The sequence below is a fragment of the Pseudobacillus wudalianchiensis genome, assembly GCF_001685015.1.
Taxonomy (GTDB): domain Bacteria; phylum Bacillota; class Bacilli; order Bacillales; family Domibacillaceae; genus Pseudobacillus; species Pseudobacillus wudalianchiensis.
Window position 1 is genome coordinate 41280 of the sequence record NZ_MAYT01000001.1, and the last position, 19604, is coordinate 60883.

A 19604-nucleotide genomic window follows, 5' to 3' on the forward strand; every position below is an offset into this window, starting at 1 on the left:
CAGCAAAGCATTTATGGCTAACAAAGCCTATAACAAAAAAAGCCCTTGCCAATTCAGGCAGGGGCTTGTTCATGACGTCATTCGAACTTTCTTTTGTGTCGTTGTCCACTTGCCACGGCTTGGGCTAATGACCAAGTCGTTGTAAGCTAACACATTCAAATCTCTTTGAATGGTGCGAGGAGTGATACCAAATTCATCCACGATTTCCTGAGTCGAAACAGTCCCGTTTTCTTTAATAAACATATAGACTGATTTGATCCGATTTAGCATCCGATTTGTTGAAGGTTTCAAATAACCACTCCCTCATCTTTTTTCACAGAGGCAATACAACAGACGACGGTTTATAGAGAAGCGGTATGCTTCCCAGTACATATGTAGTTAATGTGTCGCAGACAACTCCTTTACTAAAGATATAAGATGTCTGACAATTGTATTTTACCTCATTTATATTCATTTTTCTAGAAAAAATACTTAAATTCATGATTCTTCATATAGTATGTACCCTTTTTTTTATAAAACTAACAATTAGAGAGAAACTTTTATTGTTAGTTTGAATAGTTGCTTTTCCTGCAGGCGGACGATTTCCGCTCCAATCAAGGATTAAAAGCATTCATTTTTAACAGAGCTGGCAAATAAAGAGGTATTTATTCTTTTTTACGGACAATAAAGGTAAAATAAAGAAAAAGCTGGATGGGAGGAAATATACATGCAAGAAATAAATTGGCAGGCTGAAGTAGAAAAGAGGAAAGAAGAGCTTTTGCAGGATTTACAGTCTTTAATCGCCATCAAAAGTGTGCTTGATGAAAAAAGAGGGACCCCAAATGCTCCACTTGGCGAACAGGTAAAAGAAGCACTTGATTTTATGCTGAACCTCGGGCGGAAAGATGGATTTACAGAAAAAAATGTGGACAACCTAGCGGGTCATGTAGAGTTCGGATCGGGAGAAGAACTTGTTGGTATTTTATGTCACGTGGATGTTGTACCAGAAGGAGATGGCTGGACAACCGCTCCATTTGGTGGAGAAATAAAGGATGGAAAGATATTTGGACGAGGGGCTATCGATGACAAAGGACCAACAATGGCTGCTTACTATGCCATGAAAATTGTGAAAGAGCTTGGTTTGCCTTTACATAAGCGAGTACGAATGATTATCGGTACGGACGAGGAAAGCGAATGGCGTTGTGTGGATCGTTATTTTGAAAAAGAAGAAATGCCAGCTGTCGGTTTTGCTCCGGATGCAGACTTTCCAATCATTTTTGCAGAAAAAGGAATTGCTGATTTTGACGTTGTTCAACAATCTGATGAGCCTGCCCAGGGGCGCTCTGGTGACCTCATTGTTCACTCTTTTGAAGCAGGCAGAAGATATAATATGGTACCTGATTATGCAAAAGCCGCGGTAACCGTGAACTGCGGACAGACAGAAGTGATTCAAAGCTACCGGGCGTTTGTCGATGAGCATGGATTGGATGACCGCTCCTATATTGACAATGGAAGGTTAATTTTAGAATTAAAAGGCGTTTCTGCTCATGGGATGGAGCCAGATCTTGGGAAAAATGCCGGCCTTTATTTGGCAGAGTTCTTAGCTGGCAGAGAACTTGATAAAAAAGCGGCTCACTTTTTTCAGTTCACGAGCCGGTTTTTCTTCGAAGAATCCCGTGGAAGAAAGTTAGGGATAGACTATAGCGATAAAATAACGGGTGACTTAACAATCAATGTAGGGAAGCTGGCATTTCATGAGGATACTGGAGGAAGACTTGGTTTGAATATGCGTTACCCTGTTACGTTTCAACTGGAGGAGCAAAAAGCGTTGTTAACCGAACGCCTGGCTGAGGAGCGCTTCAAGATTGAGAATTTTTCCGACAGTCCTCCACATCACGTCGACCAAGATCATCCATTCATTCAGACGCTTTGCGAAGTGTACGAGGAACAAACGGGAGAGAAAGCAGAGCTTTTATCTATTGGAGGAGGAACCTATGCCCGCAGCTTAAAAACAGGAGTCGCATTTGGCGCGCTGTTCCCTGGACGGGAGGACGTTGCCCATCAAAAAGATGAATATATGTTTATTGAGGACTTGCTAAAAGCGACCGCTATTTATGCTCAAACTATTTGGGAGCTAGCAGGAAAAAAATAATTATTTATGCTTTTGGGGAGGGTTACTAGCCCATAACGGGAGTTTACTGACTAAAAAACTTTAAATACTGACCTGACAACCAAATAAAAACGCCCTTCCACCAGCTGGAAGGGCGTTTTTATTACGACTGGAATAAATCACTTGATAAGTAGCGCTCACCTGTATCACAGGCGATGCATACGACAATATCGTCTTTCGTTAAGGTTTTCGCTGTTTGGATAGCGGCATAGCAAGCGGCACCTGAGGAAGGACCTACGAGGATTCCTTCCTCACGGGCGAGACGATGCACCGTTTCATAGGCATCCTCATCTTCAATTTTATAAATATAATCGTACACATCTTCATGCAGTGTATTTGGAATAAAGCCAGGGCTTGTGCCAACGAGCTTATGCTTACCTGGTTTGCCGCCGGATAAGACAGGAGAACCAGCAGGCTCTACTACGTGAACTTTTAAGTCGGGAATCTGTTCTTTTAAGGCTTCACCTGTCCCGGTAATAGTGCCGCCTGTGCCAGCTGTAGCGACAAAAGCCCCGAGGTTCTTGCCGATTTGCTTTACAGCCTCCAAAATTTCTACTGCTGTTGTTTTCCGATGGGCATCCGGGTTAGCCGGATTATCAAATTGCATCGGAACAAAGCTATTAGGAATCTCTTTGGCAAGCTCTTCTGCTTTTCGAATCGAGCCCGGCATTTTTTCATCGCCTGGTGTCAGTACCACTTCTGCCCCGTACGCTTTTAAAAGGTTAATTCGTTCTTTTGTCATCGTATCAGGCATCACTAAAATAGCTTTATAGCCTCTAGCTGCGGCATTCATAGCAAGCCCGATGCCAGTATTGCCACTCGTTGGTTCGATAATAGTCGCTCCTGGCTTTAGCAAACCGGCTTTTTCGGCCTCTACGATCATGTTATAGGCAGCCCGGTCTTTTACACTTTTACTTGGATTAAAAAATTCCAGCTTTAAATATACATCCGCTCCCTGTTCAGGGGCTAAGCGATTTAATTTTACAAGGGGAGTGTCCCCGATTAACTCAGCAATGTTGTTAACGGTTTTCACTGTTGTTCATCCTTCCATCCATTTTTCTTACTTCTATTATTAGCATATTAATTCGTATTAATCCAATCAATACAGATAGGAATATACGTTTTTTTTCGATTTGGAAACATCCAACGCGTTTGGTAGAATAGAGGGAAAATCACTGATAAAGGGGTAGCTGACATGAGTCGTAATCATTATTTCTTTGCCCTTCCTCTGCCATTGGAATTAAAACAGGATCTTCATCAAAGGATCCAAGAGCAACAGCTTCCATTTGCTCGTTTTGTTCATGAGCAAGATTTACATCTGACGCTCGCTTTTCTAGGAGCAGCAGAAGAAGAGCCGCTTCAGAAGGCTATTTCACTTATGGCTTCTTCTATAAAAGAAATAGAAGCCTTTCCTCTCGTCGTTGAACATCTCGGCTTTTTTGGCAAAAAGACAGAGCCGCGTATTTTCTGGGCGGGTGTGCAAGAAGAAAGCCGCCTCAATCAATTGCAGGCAGCTGTAAGTGCAGCATGTCGAGAAGCAGGTTTTACCCTTGACAACAGACCGTTTCGACCTCACATTACAATCGCTAGAAAATGGAAGGGGGAAACGTCTTTTCAATTGCCGCCATTAGAGCTAAAGGAAAAATTTTTAGCGGAATCTGTTGTTTTATACGAAACTTATTTGGATAGGAGTCCGAAATATAAAATAAAGGAAAAAATAGAATTACATAAAGGTGAGGGAAAGGAATAAAGAAACATGGCGCAGTTGATTAAGCTACAGGATTACATTTCTAGATATGAAACAGACGTTTTTCATTATCCGGCCCAGTTTGCCCGGCTTAAAAAACAACAGTGGGAAAGCATGCGGCAATTCTGGGAGCGGAATCGCTGGAAAGAAGAGCTGGATACCCTAACGATTGAGGAGCCCGCGGAAGAATCCGAAGAACCAGGAATGGTATATAAACTAAAGTCCTTTTTCCGGTTCGGCAAAGACGAGGAAGCTGCGACTGTAGAAGAAGAGCAGTCCTTGTTTGAAACGATTCAAGTTAGCTCAGCGGCTAACTTAGAGGAATTAAAACACCAATTTCTCGAACAGTTATTTACTTTTCAAGTGAAATGGGCCAGCTCAACCGTACGGGAAAAATCGTATATTGACCCAAGATATTTTCATGATGAGCGGTTAAGGTTTTTCCTGCAAAGACTGCCGGACAGTTTTCTTTTGTTGTATGAGCCTGTTCTTCAGTTAAAAAAGGCGCCGATGGAACTGGATGTCATTTTATTAGCCCCAACGGAAGCCTGGTGTTTGACATTTTTGGAAGAGGAAGAACAAGCCGTGTACGTTGGCTCTACAGAGCATTTTTGGCTTAAGAGAAGCGGGAAGGAGGAAGGAAGAGTCCTGAGTCCAATGCTCGCAATGAGCCGGATGGAAGCTGTAGTAAAGAATTTATTTCAATTGCAGGAGCTTGACTTTCCGATAAAAAAAGCGATCGTCTCCCGGAACGGGTTCATTGATTACCCAGGCGCGCCGTATGGGCTGGACATTATAGACAACCGAACTTTTCCAGATTGGTTTAATCGTATGAGAAGCATGCCTTCTCCGTTAAAAAATATTCAATTGAAAGCAGCGAAAAGCATTCTCGACTTTGGGAAAACAACGAGTGTCCGACGGCCAGAATGGGATGAAGACCCTGGATTTTTGTTTATGAGTGAGGCGGAGGATAAGGAAGAATAAAAAAAGTATCTTCTTCATCAAAGGTCTATTCATAAGCATGCGCGAAATACCTAGCCGAAGAAACTATTTCGTGATAAAATATTAGATAACTTTTAAAATGAACGCGTAGATGACAGAATAAAAAATGCAGCCTGTCATAGTACGAAGATAGCTATTGTAGGAAGAATCGATAGCTGTCTTTTTTATTCGGGTGTGAAAGAAGCCCAACAAAAATGAAGGTGACTAACGGTGGAACACTTACTTGGACAAGATTGGGAAATCACTCCAGCCGGCGGAGCAACCGGAAAGGCTTATGCGGCCAAGCATGGAGGACAGCAATTATTCTTAAAAAGAAATTCGTCTCCTTTTTTGGCGGTTTTGTCGGTTGAAGGGATTGTGCCGAAGCTGATCTGGACAAAACGACTGGAAAACGGAGATGTCATTACAGCTCAGCATTGGCTCAAAGGTCGTGAGCTTGCTCCAATAGAGATGGGAGATAGCCGGGTAGCGAGGCTAATGAGTAAGATACATTCTTCCCAGCCGTTGTTGTCCATGCTTGAAAAGCTTGGGAAAGAGCCGGTAGAACCTGAGATGATCCTAGCAGAGATTGAACGGCAGCTTGATGAGGAAATACAAGGTGATGAAGATGTCCAAAGGGCCCTTCGATTCCTTCGAAGCCGGCTTTCCGAGGTTGGCCATGGAGAGTATGTTGTTTGCCACGGAGATATTAATCATAATAATTGGTTATTATCAGATGAAGATGAGCTATACTTAATTGATTGGGATGGAGCGTTAATTGCCGATCCGGCTGTTGATCTGGGGATGATGCTGTATACATACATTGAGGAAAGCCAGTGGGAAAACTGGCTCGCTCAGTATGGCCTCGTCTACACTCCGCATCTAGGCTTACGAATGAAGTGGTATGTATTAGCCCAGACACTTTTATCGCTCCAATGGAATAAAGAAACAGGCCGCAGTCGAGAGGTGAAAGAAGGCTTTCGCGACTTAGCGCATATTCTTTCTTGAATATAACGGATAAGCGTGATATGGTTTGAACGAAACATTTTTAATGAGGTGCCAGAATGCGATTAAGACATAAACCGTGGGCTCGGGAAAAAATCGAGGCCTACCCGCAATATATTGTTCCAAAGCCGGAAGATCATAAAGGCGATTGGAAACAGGTGTTTAATAATGATAACCCGTTGTACATTGAAGTAGGAACGGGGAAGGGCCAATTTGTTACGGAAATGGCAAAAGCTCATCCGGACGTTAACTTTCTCGGAATCGAGCTGTATGAAAGTGTCATTGTGACGGCTTTAGACCGGCTTATTGAAGCAGAGCTTCCGAATGTGAAGCTGTTAAACGTAGATGCTAAAAATCTCGACCAATATTTTGCCAAGGGAGATGTTAGCCGCGTTTATTTAAATTTTTCAGACCCATGGCCGAAAAAACGTCATGAAAAACGGCGCTTGACGTATCGATCGTTTTTAAAGCTGTATGAGGATATTATGCCGGATGGTGGAGAAGTTCATTTTAAAACAGATAATCAAGGCTTATTTGAATACTCTCTGAAAAGTTTTTCTGCTTATGGAATGCTTCTTACATTCTTAAGCCTCGATCTTCACAAGAGTGATTACGAAGGCAATATTATGACAGAATATGAAGAGAAATTCTCACAGAGGGGCCAGCGGATTTACAGGGTAGAAGCGCAGTTTCGTTCATAGCGCTCTTTAAAGTGCAAAAAGATGTCTTAGCAGGTTTAACCTGCTAAGACATCTTTTGTTAGGATAGGAATTATTTTAACGGGCATCCGGGAATACTCGGCGTACCGTTTCTGTAAATTCATCAAATAAACCTGCTACTGGATGACCTGCATTGAGCCGATCTCCATAATCCCGCATCCGTTGCATGAAATCTGGATTGGCTGATACGTACACCTTTTGAACGCTGCGATCCGATTTTCTTACTTCATTCGCGATTTTGTCTTCAAGCTGGTTAGTCAGTTTGTCTTGACTTCCATTATTCAGCATGACCGCTGCATAGGCAGTATGATCTGTGACAATTACTTTAGCGGCGCGTACTTCTTTTAACTTCTCTAATTGGCTCTCTGCCTGATCCGATACTTCCATGCCGTTATTATTGTTGTTATTGTTGTCGTTAACCATGTTGTTACCATTGTTATCATCAGTAGTGAGCGTACGGCTTTGATCGTTCCTATTATTCCGGTCTCCATCAAACGTTTGATTATTTGGAGGGTTATATCGAGCATTTTCAATATCTATGCCTTGGCGTTCATCCACTGAATTTGTCTTGTTACATCCGAATAACAAAACAAACGGTAAAAATGCAATGATCATATATCTTAGCTTTATCATGGGATAGACTCCTTTCGTTAATGTACACCTTTAAGTTGAGCAGAACAGGAAGGAATTATTCATCTAACCGTTTGCAGTCATTCCATTAAATGACACAATATTCTAAGAAATGTTACAATGAATGCGTATACATGAAGGGGGGATTATATATTGGAAGAACTAAAAGTGGGGGGCTTAACATTAACATGGTTAAATGGCGGGGTAACCAACATGGATGGAGGCGCAATGTTTGGGGTGGTGCCGAAGCCGTTGTGGTCAAAAAAATACGACAGTAATGAAAAGAATCAAGTGACATTACGAACGGATCCTATTTTTTTTCAAATGGATGGAAAGAATATTCTAATTGAAGCGGGAATTGGAAACGGCCGGTTAACCGATAAGCAGATTCGCAATTACGGAGTGCATGAAGAATCAAAGGTGGAAGAAGGATTGGCTGAATTAGGCATCACGCCTGCCGATATCGATATCGTTCTGATGACTCACATGCACTTTGACCATGCACTCGGATTAACAAAATGGGCAGGGGGCAAGCTTGTGCCTGCTTTTCCGAATGCTGTCATTTATACATCAGAAATCGAATGGGATGAGATGAGAAACCCTAATATTCGTTCTAAGAACACGTATTGGAAGGAAAATTGGGAAGCAATTGAGGAGCAAGTCCAAACCTATAAGGAAGAGATCGAGCCAATTAAAGGAGTCAAAATGATTCATACAGGCGGCCACAGTAACGGTCATTCCATTATTACAATTGAGCGTAATGGAGAATGGCTCGTTCATATGGCAGATCTGATGCCGACACATGCCCACCAAAATGTGCTATGGGTACTGGCGTATGATGATTATCCAATGGATTCGATTGCAGCTAAACAAAAATGGCTGCCGGAAGGAATGAAAAGAAACGCTTGGTTTTTCTTTTATCATGATGCTGTATACCGTGCAGTGAAGTGGAATGAACACGGAGAGATGATCGAGGCAGTAAAGAGAGAAAAAGCGGCTGTTGAAAATTAATGATCAAAAGGGCTGCCTATTTAGGACAGCCCTCAGGCTGTTAACAAACGTTCACTTTCCATTAAGTTCAGGCCCTGAAAGGCAAAACATTCAATCAGCCTGAGAGTGTCAAAAAGCAGGTTCGGCTTAATAAGTTCTATATACGTCCATAATGGCGCCGGTTTTAGAGTCAGCAATAAATTCAAATTGCTCTCTTTCTTGGCCAATCGTGCGGGAAACTCCGCCTTTGTATACCATTTTGTCCATGCCGACTTTCTTGATTGGTTCTGGCTTCATTTTAATCCAAGATCCATCGATCGTGCCTTCTGATTTAAATGCTTCTTTCACTTCTTTTAATGCTTTTTCCGCGGAGACGTATGTAGTCTTTGTTAAACTTTGCTGTACGAGTACGGCACCTGCAGCACCTGCAACTGCTCCTAAAATAAATGTACCCCAATTCGTATTCATATTTTTCACCCCTATTTTTATAGATTGATATAAGTATACCTTAATTTGAAAAATGCTGAAACTTCTGTCTTTCATGTTCAGAAAATCGTCATAGTCAAACTGGAAGTCTAGTCCAATTTTCTGTAGAATGAAGGCAATCGAGACTTGAAAAGGAGATTAGAGCATGAATAAAGAAACGCTAGAACTCTTTAAGACGTTAACCGAACTGCCGGGGGCTCCTGGAAACGAGCATGATGTGCGCCGTTTTATGCGTACACAGTTAGAAATGTACGCCGATGACCTTGTGCAAGATGGTTTAGGTAGTATTTTTGGCGTAAGAAAAGGTGAAGATCATGATCCTGTTGTGATGGTGGCTGGTCATATGGATGAAGTGGGCTTTATGGTTACTCAAATTACTGATAATGGAATGATTCGGTTTCAACCTCTTGGCGGCTGGTGGGGACAAGTCCTGCTCGCTCAGCGTGTACAAATTATGACGAACAACGGTCCTGTTATCGGGGTTATTGGCTCAATCCCTCCTCACTTATTAAGTGAAGAACAACGCAAAAAACCGATGGAGATAAAAAATATGCTCATTGATATTGGAGCGGATGACAAAGAAGATACGAAGAAAATCGGCATTAAGCCGGGGCAGTCTATCCTACCGGTATCTCCTTTCACTCCAATGGCGAACGAGAAGAAAATCCTGGCTAAGGCGTGGGACAACCGTTACGGCTGCGGACTTGCGATTGAATTGCTGAAAGAGCTGAAGGGGGAAAAGCTGCCGAATACGCTTTATTCTGGTGCAACTGTACAAGAGGAAGTCGGCCTGCGCGGCGCCCAAACAGCGGCTGAAATGATTAAGCCCGATATTTTCTATGCTCTTGATGCCAGCCCTGCAAATGACGCATCGGGGGATAAAAAAGAATTTGGCCAGCTCGGCAAAGGAGCACTCCTGCGTATTTTTGACAGAACGATGGTGACTCACCGCGGTATGAGGGAATTTATCTTAGATACAGCAGAAAGCCACAATATTCCTTATCAATATTTTGTTTCGCAAGGAGGGACAGATGCGGGACGTGTTCATACGTCTAATCAAGGGGTGCCAAGCGCTGTTATTGGCATTTGTTCACGTTATATTCATACACACGCTTCCGTTATTCATGTAGATGATTATGCTGCAGCAAAAGAATTGCTTGTTCGTCTTGTAAAAACAAGTGACAAAGCGACAGTTGCTTCATTAAAGGCAGGAAGTTGAGTAAAGTACAAGATAGATGAAAACAGTCTAAGACCTGCCTTCAGTGAAGCAGGTCTTAGCTTGCTGGAAAGACTCAGTAAATTCACCTTCTATCGTTGCTTGAGACATTTCTCAGGGTCTATTTTTATCGGTATCCACCTCCCAGTGGCTCTCCTTTTAAATTGAGCGATTTCCACATCTGTGCCATTGGTTAATTCAAAAAAGACGAACAGGTAATCGTGGCCGTCTGTCCCGTGAAAATAAATATGTTTCACATAATTATTTTTATAAGTAGGGTATCTCTTCTTTACAAGCTTGCACCATTCACCGTATTTAACGTCTACGACTGCCTCCGCTTCGTGATCCCATCCATGATAAGGTGCACATAGAAAGTCTTCACCGTGAAAGGTCATATCGTGAATTTTATATGATTCCTTTTCTTTTATAACAGTTATAAAACCGTAATAATAAGCAAAAAAAGTAACGTCCTTCGCGCTTCCTTCAATCGTCTCTAACTCAACAAAATAATGCGAAGTTTTCACCTTATTTAATTTAATTAAAGTAATATGGCCGATTCCGCGGAAAGAGTGAAAGAATTTTTCATAGCTCACTCTTTTTTGGTATTCTTTATTAAGAAATTGATAAGCGGCTGGATAAGGGATGGCTGCCATTCCTACTGTGCCGCAACCTCCTCCTTCTCCTTCAGAAAAATAGGCTGCTTCTCGCAATACGCTAAAATAGTTTAAAATTGTATCCTCCGCTGTAGCCATTAAAGTAGAAGGCAACTGGATGTTCTCTGGAGGTTGTGTGTAGTATGGATTAAAAAAAGTAAACGAACGAACGCGGGTGTTCAAAGCAGGCAGGCGGGAGGGACGAAAATATTTCTGGTTCGTATCTTCCCCGCGGAGCTGAGGGGAATTAGCTGTTTTCTTGATCTTTTTTTGAAAAAAGCCTCCCATCCATAAATCTTCAGTATCCACTGTCATTCCTCCTTAATCCATCTTATTAGGAATGCCGGAGACGAATACTCAAAGATCGTGAAGTTGTTTGAATTTTATTCCCGTCTTATAATTTGTAGTGATGATGTTTTCAAAAGGCTGTATTCATCTTGAATACAGCCTTTTATAAAAGAAAGAAGGGATCACTTGAAAATTGCTATCGGTTCATTAAATAGAGCAAAAAAGCTAGCTTTGGAGAAAGCGGTTGAAGCGGCCGGTTTACAAGCAGAAATAGAGAGTGTATCGGTTCCGTCTAACGTAAGTGAACAGCCGTTTTCTGATGAAGAAACGAGACAGGGAGCCGTCAACCGGGCCAAAAATACATTAACGGAAGCGAATGCTGATATCGGGATCGGCCTTGAAGGCGGAGTCATGGAAACAGACGCAGGCTTATTTTTGTGTAACTGGGGAGCGCTTGCTGTTAAAGAGCAGGTTATTATAACAGCCGGAGGAGCTAGGATTTTACTGCCCCCAACGATAGCTGAACAACTTCGCAGCGGCGAAGAGCTTGGCCCTGTTATGGAGCGATTTACTGCCCGCGCAGAAATTCGCCAGCACGAAGGGGCTATTGGCGTTTTTACAAACGGACTTGTTACGAGGGATGAAATGTTTCTGCATGTGGCAAAATTACTGTTAGGACAATTTTTGTTAATAAATAAGAAGTAAGTGCCAGAATGTAGACAAAGTCTATGTTCAATCCCTCAGACTAGTTGAAAATGTTTATCTTTCGAGGCGCGAGACCTGACAAGGAGCGGAGTGACCATCAGGGTCATGAGCACCGCAGGTAGGCGAGCAACGAAGAAAGCGAGCGTTTGTCAACAGCGTGGTAAGTGCTTCCTTTGTCGCAAAAATAAGCTGCCACGGTCTTCTCACTAGCCAAAAGGTGTAAGGAAAAATGATTTTGGAAGCCTATTGGCTGAAAAAAGGATCACGCCCGGCGGATTAGCAGGAAGCTTATGGTGTGGCACTATTGGCATTGTTCGTACGATCATTTAGCCGATGAAGATCTTTTCGGTCATAAGCTTTGAGACAAGGGTGTTTCTGTAAGACTTTCTGCTTCATTTGCGGCACCCCTTATGATAAGCTTACTCATATCTGAGACTATGAGAAAGAAAGGCTGGTCAACCCCAGCTAAATGACCATTTCAATGGGAGGGAAGTAAGGGTGAAGAAACTAGCATCAATGGAAGAATTCAAGCAATTAAGAGAATCAGGGAAGCATATCTTTTTATTTTCCGCTGATTGGTGCCCGGACTGCCGGGTGATTGAACCGGTACTGCCAGAAATCGAAGAAAAATATAACGAATATACTTTTATTTATGTAGATCGGGACGATTTTCTTGATTTATGCATCAGTATGGATATCTTTGGTATACCAAGTTTTGTTGCCTTCCAAAACGGCGAAGAGCTTGGCCGTTTTGTTAGCAAAAATCGGAAGACAAAGGAAGAGATCGAGCAGTTTATCGAAGGACTATAAAGCATATCCGTCTGGTTCACCGGCACAGCCTATTGTCTTAACAGCCGGCTAACCAGGCGTCTTTCTTGAGAAAGGAGAGAAATGGTGGACTCAAAAAAATTAAGACGTATTCTTGAAGAACGGTTACAGCAGGAAAATCGTTCGTTTTTATTTGACCGAGAAAAAGACGAGCTGCGAATTGAAAATGAAGAATCTGGAAAAGGGATAACCGTTTCATTGCCAGGTATTGTGGCTAAATGGCATGAGAAAAAAGAAAAAGCCATTGATGAGGTTATCTATTATGTAGAAGAAGCATTAGCTGTCATGGGTACAGATCATTCTTTATCGGATCAGGAAAAGAATATTTTCCCTGTTATTCGCTCTACTTCATTTCCTAAGGAAGTGGAAGAAGGAGTGCCGTTTTTTATTGATGAACATACAGCAGAAACAAATATTTATTATGCACTTGATCTTGGAAAGACCTATCGTTTGATTGATGAGCGATTAATGAAAAAAGAAGGCTGGACAAAAGAACGGCTTCGTGAAATGGCGCGCTTTAATCTGCGTTCCTTGCCAACAAACGTAAAACGAGACGAAGTAGCAGGCAGCATCTTTTATTTCCTCAATACGAACGACGGCTATGACGCCAGCCGAATTTTAAATGATAAGTTTCTAAAAGAAATGGCGGGGCAGGTACAGGGAGAAATGACGGTATCCGTTCCACACGGCGATGTACTCATTATTGGAGATATTCGTAATGAAACAGGTTATGATGTGCTGGCTCAAATGACGATGAGCTTTTTCACAGGCGGCCATGTTCCCATTACCGCTCTTTCTTTCATTTATGAAGAAGGAACGCTAGAACCGATCTTTATTATGGCGAAGAATCGAGCAGTTGAACGAGAAAATAAATAAGCGGTATTAAAAAAACCTTGAAAGTGGATAGACGCTTTCAAGGTTTTTGTGCTTTTCGGTGCAAAAGTCTCAAATGTCTCTATTTGCTATCATCCTAGCGGAAAAAGCTGTTAAAATAAGAAGGGATTTTAAAAAGAAAAGGTGATTTTAATGAGTTTTTTTAAGAGAATAATCGGATTGTTTCGTGAAGAAATAGATGAAGAAGTTGAACAGCCGGTTGAGCTGCTTCAACAAAAGGAAGTGACTCTGCAAAGAACAGTCGACCAGCCGGACTTTTCTTTGTCCTCTGAACGGCTGCAAGAGTCACAGGAAATGAAAACAAGAATAGCTTATCGCTACCCTTCAAGAGAATTACGAGGCCGTAGACAGGAGGCCATTCAGCCCCGCCGGGAAAGAAAGGTGCGTTTGGAAAAACAAGATTTCCTCGGCAATAGCCCGGAACAAGAGCACCGTTCTGTAAAGAAAGAAGAGCCGCGTCCTAAACAGCCGACTAAACCAATTCCAACTTACAAAGTCTCTCCCGGTCCTTTTAAGCCTACAGAGGTCCCATCTCCTATATACGGCTTTCAAAAACGGCCGAAAAACAAGGCGGAAGATATGGAGGAACCGTATGATCAAGTCGAAGTAACTCCAGTTGCTGCTAGAGAAGAAGAGAGTCTACCTGTTTCTAAAGAAAAAGCAGAGGCGGAAACAATAAAAATCGATAAGGAAGAAAAAGTGATATTTACAGCAGCTGATTCAGCTAAACAGGAAGAGCCAGCACCAACATTACCGGAAAAAGAAGAACCATTGCTTTTATTCAAATCAGAAGAAAAGAAAAAAGCTTTTGATGTAGAAGCTGTTTCATCGTTTGCAAAAGAAGAGATAGCTGTAACCTCAACAAAACCGGAATATAAGGAAGAAGAGATAGCTGCGAAACCAGCAGAATCAGTATACGAAGAAGAAGTAGCTGCAAAACCAGCAGAATCAGTATACGAAGAAGAAGTAGCTGCAAAACCAGCAGAATCAGTATACGAAGAAGAAGTAGCTGCGAAACCAGCAGAATCAGTATACAAAGAAGAGATAACTGCAAGACCAGCAGAACCGGTATACAAAGAAAAGATAACTGCAAGACCAGCAGAATCGGGATATGAAGAAGAAGTAGCTGCAAGACCAGTAGAAAAGGTATACAAAGAAAAGATAACTGCAAGACCAGCAGAATCGGGATATGAAGAAGAAGTAGCTGCAAGACCAGTAGAAAAGGTATACAAAGAAGAAGCAGCTGCGAGACTAGCAGAACTGGCATCCAAAGAAGAAAAGGTAGCTATGAGACCGGCAGAGTCGGTACACAAAGGAGAAGAAGTAGCTGCCGGACCAGTAGAACCGGTACACAAAGAAGAAGTAGCTGCGGAACCGGCAGAATCGGTATACAAGGAAGAAGAGGCAGCTGCCAGACCAGTAGAACTGGTATACGAGGAGGAAGAAGAAGTAGCTGCGAAACCAGCAGACCTAATATACAAAGAAGAACCCGCTGCTCCGATGGTAGAGGAAAGAGCTGTACAAGTTGAAATAACAGAAAAGCCAGCTCCGCCGGAAAATCCAGATGGAAAACTGCCAGAAGAAAAAAGAGTGTCTCGAGCAGAGGAAAGAAGCCGCAAGAGAAAGCAAACACCATTTAATGTTCTTATGCTAAAGCAAGACCGGGAATTATGGAAACAAAGAAAGGAAGAACCGTCCAAGCTACCGGAAGAGCCGGCTGTTGCAGAAGCAAGCGACGTTATTTGCCGTGTTGAAGAAAGGGTAGAAGATACCTTACTGCAACCGACGGAACCTGAGGTGCCTGCAGCAGACAGCGAGGATCGCTCTGAACCCGAATATTACGTGTTTCCTTACGAGGACTACTTGGCTCCTCCTGTTGTAAAAGAAATGAGCGGGGAGTTCGTAGATGCCCAAAGCGAGGTATTAAATGAAACCTTCAAGAACTTTAACGTAAAGGCTTCGGTTGTAAATGTGACTGTCGGACCATCCGTCACCAGGTTTGAAGTAGAGCCGGAGCGAGGAGTGAAGGTAAGCAAGATTACCAATTTAACAGATGATATTAAACGAAGTCTTGCTGCAAGGAATATTCGAATTGAGGCGCCGATCCCGGGAACACAAGTGATTGGGATTGAAGTGCCAAATAAAGAGAGCCGTCCTGTGCAAATTAGCGAAATTATTTCGAGTCAGGCATTTAAAGAGAATGCTTCGCCGCTTACATCGGCGCTCGGCCTTGACATTTCTGGGGAGCCGGTTGTGCTCGATTTAAAGAAAATGCCGCATGGCTTAATTGCGGGAGCGACTGGTTCAGGGAAAAGTGTCTGTATCAACTCGATCCTTGTTAGTCTTTTATATAAAGCAGCTCCGCATGAGCTAAAATTGATGCTGATCGACCCTAAAATGGTAGAACTGGCTCCTTACAATGGCATTCCTCACTTAGTCAGCCCTGTCATTACCGATGTAAAAGCGGCAACAGCTGCTTTGAAGTGGGCAGTGGAGGAAATGGAACGGCGCTATGAATTATTTGTTCATGCTGGCGTTCGGGATATTACGAAATACAATGAGAAAGCAGCGGAGCATGGAAGAAAAAGTGAGCACCTGCCTTATATTGTGATTATTATCGATGAGCTGGCAGATTTAATGATGATGTCGCCAGCTGATGTAGAGGAGGCGATTTGCCGGATTGCACAGAAGGCTCGGGCATGTGGTATTCATTTAATTGTCGCTACACAGCGTCCTTCTGTTGACGTTATTACTGGTTTAATTAAAGCGAATATCCCAACGAGGATTGCCTTCTCGGTGTCCTCACAGGTAGACTCGCGTACAATCATTGATACAGGTGGTGCAGAAAAGCTGCTCGGCCGTGGAGATATGCTCTTTTTAAACAATGGCGCATCAGAAACGGTCCGCTTGCAAGGTACATTTGTGTCTGATGATGAAATTGATACTATCGTCGCGCACGTGCGCAAAGAACAAGCGCCCAATTATTTATTTGAGCAGGAAGAGCTTTTACAAAAAGCCGCCATTTCAGAAACGGAAGATGAACTTTTTCCAGAAGCCTGTGAATTTGTTGTTCAACAGGGAGGCGCGTCTACATCGCTTTTACAGCGTCATTTTAAAATTGGCTATAATCGGGCCGCACGATTAATCGAGATGATGGAAACGCAAGGATTCGTATCTGGACAACGCGCTGGCCGACCGCGAGAAGTTCTTTTAACAGAAGAGGAATTGCAAACACTTCATGATTCAAATGTAAACTGATATTCCCTGTTGAGGAAATATGTGGAGGCGGCAGCCTCCCTTTTTTCATAAGGAGCAAAAGGCTGCATAGTCAGCCGCTCAAAAAAGTGTTATAATGTTTCAATGTAAAATGCTAACTGTCCGTCGTCTATAAAAGGGCAAAACGGCTTAAAATACATATAATGCTTACGGATAGACGAATGCTGGAGGTTCTATTATGACAACATACCACTTTGTTGGAATTAAAGGCTCGGGAATGAGCGCCCTTGCACAGGTACTTCATGATCAAGGTGAACAAGTGCAAGGTTCTGATGTTGATAAATCATTTTTTACTCAAAAAGCACTGGAGGAAGCGGGCATTCCGATCCTGCCATTTCGGGCCGATAATATTCAGCCTGGCATGACCGTTATTGCCGGCAATGCCTTTCCAGATGATCATGAGGAGATTCAACGAGCGAACGAATTACAACTACCTGTAATCCGTTATCACCGCTTTCTTGGAGATTTTATGCAGAGCTTTACAAGTATTGCGGTAACGGGTGCTCACGGGAAAACATCGACGACAGGCTTGCTCGCTCATGTGATTAGCGGAGCAAAGCCAACTTCTTTCCTTATTGGAGACGGTACGGGCAAAGGAGAAAAGGAAGCGGAATATTTTCCCTTTGAAGCGTGTGAATACCGCCGCCATTTCTTGTCTTATGCTCCCGACTACGCCATTATGACGAATATTGACTTTGATCATCCGGACTACTTTTCTGATGTGGAAGACGTATTCTCTGCTTTTCAGGAGATGGCCTTGAAAGTGAAAAAAGGCATTTTTGCGTGTGGAGACGATGAACATTTACAGCGAATCCATGCCAAAGTACCGGTTGTTTTTTATGGATTTGCGGAAGAAAATGATTTTCAAGCCCGCAATATCCAACATGATTCAAGCGGCACAACATTTGATGTTTTTGTGCGCCATACATTCTATGCTTCATTTAAAATTCCGACATTCGGTGATCATAACATTTTAAATGCGCTGGCTGTTATTGCGCTCTGTCAATATGAAGAAATTGATACGGAGATTGTGAAAGAAAGACTGCTTACATTCGGAGGAGTGAAGCGGCGCTTTTCAGAGAAAACAATCGGGACGCAAGTGCTGATAGATGATTATGCTCATCATCCAACGGAGATTAAAGCAACCATTAATTCAGCACGCCAAAAATATCAAGATAGAGAAATTGTCGTGATTTTCCAACCACATACGTTCTCAAGAACACAAACCTTCTTAGACGATTTTGCCGAAAGCCTGAGCGGGGCAGATTCTGTGTACTTGTGTGATATTTTCGGTTCGGCACGTGAACATCAAGGTCAATTGACGATTGAAGATCTACAGAAAAGAGTTCCTGGCTCTGTTTTGCTTAAGGAAGGAGATACTTCTTCCCTTTCTAAACATAAAGATGGCGTCTTAATCTTTATGGGGGCAGGAGACATTCAAAAGTTTCAGTCTGCGTATGAAAAGTATTTGAATGAACAATAATGAGAAGGTGGCAGCTGTCATTTTCTCGTCAGCTGCCGGGATTTTCCGGCAGCTTTTCTTTTTAATAAAAGGTTTTGTTAAGGCGGGAGATTCTTTTTTAATAGTTGATCGCAGCGGAAGGACTATATTTCGCAGCTTTCTATAGCAAAAATTATCAACTAAGTCTAATAAAGCCTAATAAAAAGCTGTGGCTAAACCGTGAACATTTTATGCTTTTTAAGCAAATAAGCAGGAAAAAACAACGTTTGAGAGAAGTTATCAGTGTTTAACCTTTTGTTTGTGGGGTAACTTTAGTGTATAGTAATTAAGAACTTTGTAGGAGGTGTCGCATAGTGGTAATTATTTTGTATTTGAGTGCTGCCATAGCAGCGATTGCTTTTTTAATTCTTGTTTTAAACTTGTCAAAAACTTTAAAATCAGTTGACAAAACTTTAGACAGTCTTTCCAGAACAGTAGACAGATTGGAAGGTCAAATGCAGGGAATCACAGCGGAAACAACAGAGCTATTACATAAGACGAATGCCCTCGCTGAAGATGTCCAGCATAAAACAGAACAGTTGAATACAGTTGTGTATGCTATTAAAGATGTTGGTTCAACAGTTCAAAACTTGAACCAGTCTATTAATAAAGTAACAACAACAGTTGCCTCACAAATGGAGAAAAATCAATATAAAATTTCTCAAGCAGTACAGTGGGGAAATATTGTTAAACAACTCGTCGAAAAATTTAAAGACGGAAAAGAAGAGCAGCCGGCTAAGGTGAATGCCAGAGAATTATCTGCTCCAGAGTCAACTTCACCTGTAACTCGCCAGCCAAACTATTAAGGAAAAGGAGAGAGGAATATGGGACAAATGAAGAAGCCAAACGTAAAGTACGATAATTATGAATCAGGTAACATCTATGATGACGGTACGATGAATACGAAAGACTTTTTAATCGGTGCCCTTGTGGGTGGACTTGTTGGTGCGGCCACTGCGTTATTCATGGCTCCGAAATCTGGAAAAGAACTGCGCGAAGACTTTAATTCTCAAGCTGGCACGTTGAAGGAACGAGCTAGCGGATGGACTGAAATGGCAAAGGAAAAAGGCAGTAATCTTGCAACAGCAGCGAAAGACAAAACAGCTACTTTGTCTCAATCTGTTCAAGAACAATCCGGTGTCTTAATGGATAAAGTTAAAACAGTCATGCCAACAGGCAACGGCAGTACAGATGATATGATGAACAAGGCAAAAGAAACAGCCGACTCTGTTAAAGATTCTGTCACACAAAAGTTAGAAGAAACAAAAAAAGCATTTGATCAAACAGAAAAGAGTGTCAACGGAGCCAATGGATCTTCTAATAGCTCTCAATCAGGCTCAGCAAGCTCCTCTAATCAATCATCGAAGCCATCTCCGTCTGTTTATGCTAATTCAGCAGATGTAGGCGTAGATGAGAAGGTACAGGGCGGCGGCCATAACGCGCCAAATAATGCTGTTAAGAACAATAATGATTTTTCAAATAAAAATAATTCAACTAATGGCAAGCAAAATAATAAGAAGAACAACAAATAAAAAA

At 42.3% G+C, this 19604-nt stretch carries 19 protein-coding genes; 14 read left to right on the forward strand and 5 right to left on the reverse strand.

The genetic code is table 11. From position 1 onward, the window contains the following. Positions 1-69: 69 nt before the first annotated feature. Positions 70-291, reverse strand: a complete 222-nt coding sequence (locus tag A8F95_RS00285; RefSeq protein ID WP_041097857.1) for a DeoR family transcriptional regulator — start codon at positions 289-291, stop codon at positions 70-72. A 415-nt stretch (positions 292-706) separates the two neighbouring features. Here A8F95_RS00285 and pepV point away from each other — a divergent pair, with 415 nt between their 5' ends. Continuing rightward, positions 707-2131, forward strand: coding sequence for a dipeptidase PepV (pepV, locus tag A8F95_RS00290; protein ID WP_065408736.1), 1425 nt, complete (start codon positions 707-709; stop codon positions 2129-2131). Positions 2132-2252: 121 nt separating this feature from the next. Here the strand turns inward: pepV and cysK are convergent, their stop codons facing one another. Further along, positions 2253-3182, reverse strand: coding sequence for a cysteine synthase A (cysK, locus tag A8F95_RS00295; RefSeq protein WP_065408737.1), 930 nt, complete (start codon positions 3180-3182; stop codon positions 2253-2255). A 162-nt stretch (positions 3183-3344) separates the two neighbouring features. Between cysK and thpR the strand changes: the two genes are divergently transcribed. From thpR to trmB, 4 genes are all read left to right on the forward strand, one after another. Continuing rightward, a complete protein-coding gene (gene thpR, locus A8F95_RS00300) occupies positions 3345-3899 on the forward strand; it encodes an RNA 2',3'-cyclic phosphodiesterase (RefSeq protein ID WP_065408738.1) in 555 nt (184 codons plus the stop codon). Positions 3900-3905: 6 nt separating this feature from the next. After that, positions 3906-4880 (forward strand): NERD domain-containing protein, encoded by a 975-nt coding sequence (locus A8F95_RS00305; RefSeq protein WP_065408739.1) that lies wholly within the window; start codon positions 3906-3908, stop codon positions 4878-4880. Between the two features lie 228 nt (positions 4881-5108). Further along, the gene (locus A8F95_RS00310; protein WP_065408740.1) at positions 5109-5885 is read left to right on the forward strand and encodes a phosphotransferase family protein; all 777 of its coding nucleotides are present in this window, start codon (positions 5109-5111) and stop codon (positions 5883-5885) included. A gap of 56 nt (positions 5886-5941) precedes the next feature. Then, positions 5942-6583, forward strand: a complete 642-nt coding sequence (gene trmB, locus A8F95_RS00315) for a tRNA (guanosine(46)-N7)-methyltransferase TrmB (protein ID WP_065408741.1) — start codon at positions 5942-5944, stop codon at positions 6581-6583. A 75-nt stretch (positions 6584-6658) separates the two neighbouring features. Here the strand turns inward: trmB and A8F95_RS00320 are convergent, their stop codons facing one another. Further along, the gene (locus tag A8F95_RS00320) at positions 6659-7234 is read right to left on the reverse strand and encodes a YhcN/YlaJ family sporulation lipoprotein (RefSeq protein ID WP_065408742.1); all 576 of its coding nucleotides are present in this window, start codon (positions 7232-7234) and stop codon (positions 6659-6661) included. Between the two features lie 150 nt (positions 7235-7384). Between A8F95_RS00320 and A8F95_RS00325 the strand changes: the two genes are divergently transcribed. After that, a complete protein-coding gene (locus tag A8F95_RS00325; protein ID WP_065408743.1) occupies positions 7385-8242 on the forward strand; it encodes a YtnP family quorum-quenching lactonase in 858 nt (285 codons plus the stop codon). A gap of 126 nt (positions 8243-8368) precedes the next feature. Here A8F95_RS00325 and A8F95_RS00330 read toward each other — a convergent pair whose 3' ends face one another. After that, positions 8369-8689, reverse strand: a complete 321-nt coding sequence (locus tag A8F95_RS00330) for a PepSY domain-containing protein (protein ID WP_065408744.1) — start codon at positions 8687-8689, stop codon at positions 8369-8371. Between the two features lie 163 nt (positions 8690-8852). On the opposite strand from A8F95_RS00330, the gene A8F95_RS00335 reads away from it, so the two are divergent. Then, positions 8853-9926, forward strand: a complete 1074-nt coding sequence (locus tag A8F95_RS00335) for a M42 family metallopeptidase (protein WP_065408745.1) — start codon at positions 8853-8855, stop codon at positions 9924-9926. Positions 9927-10015: 89 nt separating this feature from the next. Here the strand turns inward: A8F95_RS00335 and A8F95_RS00340 are convergent, their stop codons facing one another. Further along, complete coding sequence (locus tag A8F95_RS00340; RefSeq protein WP_218060654.1) at positions 10016-10885, reverse strand: hypothetical protein; 870 nt, start codon at positions 10883-10885, stop codon at positions 10016-10018. 165 nt (positions 10886-11050) lie between these two features. Here A8F95_RS00340 and A8F95_RS00345 point away from each other — a divergent pair, with 165 nt between their 5' ends. The 7 genes from A8F95_RS00345 (at position 11051) to A8F95_RS23355 (ending at position 19600) form a co-directional block, all read left to right on the forward strand. Continuing rightward, positions 11051-11569, forward strand: a complete 519-nt coding sequence (locus tag A8F95_RS00345; protein WP_065408746.1) for a DUF84 family protein — start codon at positions 11051-11053, stop codon at positions 11567-11569. A gap of 498 nt (positions 11570-12067) precedes the next feature. Continuing rightward, on the forward strand, positions 12068-12379 hold the full coding sequence (locus A8F95_RS00350) for a thioredoxin domain-containing protein (protein WP_065408747.1): 312 nt from the start codon (positions 12068-12070) through the stop codon (positions 12377-12379). 84 nt (positions 12380-12463) lie between these two features. Next, on the forward strand, positions 12464-13273 hold the full coding sequence (locus tag A8F95_RS00355; RefSeq protein ID WP_065408748.1) for a DUF1444 domain-containing protein: 810 nt from the start codon (positions 12464-12466) through the stop codon (positions 13271-13273). Between the two features lie 150 nt (positions 13274-13423). After that, entirely contained in the window at positions 13424-16549 is a 3126-nt protein-coding gene (locus A8F95_RS22865; protein ID WP_065408749.1) for a DNA translocase FtsK, read from the forward strand. A gap of 196 nt (positions 16550-16745) precedes the next feature. After that, positions 16746-18050, forward strand: coding sequence for a UDP-N-acetylmuramate--L-alanine ligase (gene murC, locus A8F95_RS00365; protein ID WP_065408750.1), 1305 nt, complete (start codon positions 16746-16748; stop codon positions 18048-18050). A 332-nt stretch (positions 18051-18382) separates the two neighbouring features. Continuing rightward, positions 18383-18874 (forward strand): DUF948 domain-containing protein, encoded by a 492-nt coding sequence (locus A8F95_RS00370; RefSeq protein ID WP_065408751.1) that lies wholly within the window; start codon positions 18383-18385, stop codon positions 18872-18874. 18 nt (positions 18875-18892) lie between these two features. Next, positions 18893-19600 carry a YtxH domain-containing protein gene (locus A8F95_RS23355; RefSeq protein ID WP_065408752.1) on the forward strand — a complete coding sequence of 236 codons (708 nt, stop codon included), beginning with the start codon at positions 18893-18895 and terminating at the stop codon, positions 19598-19600. Positions 19601-19604: the final 4 nt, after the last annotated feature.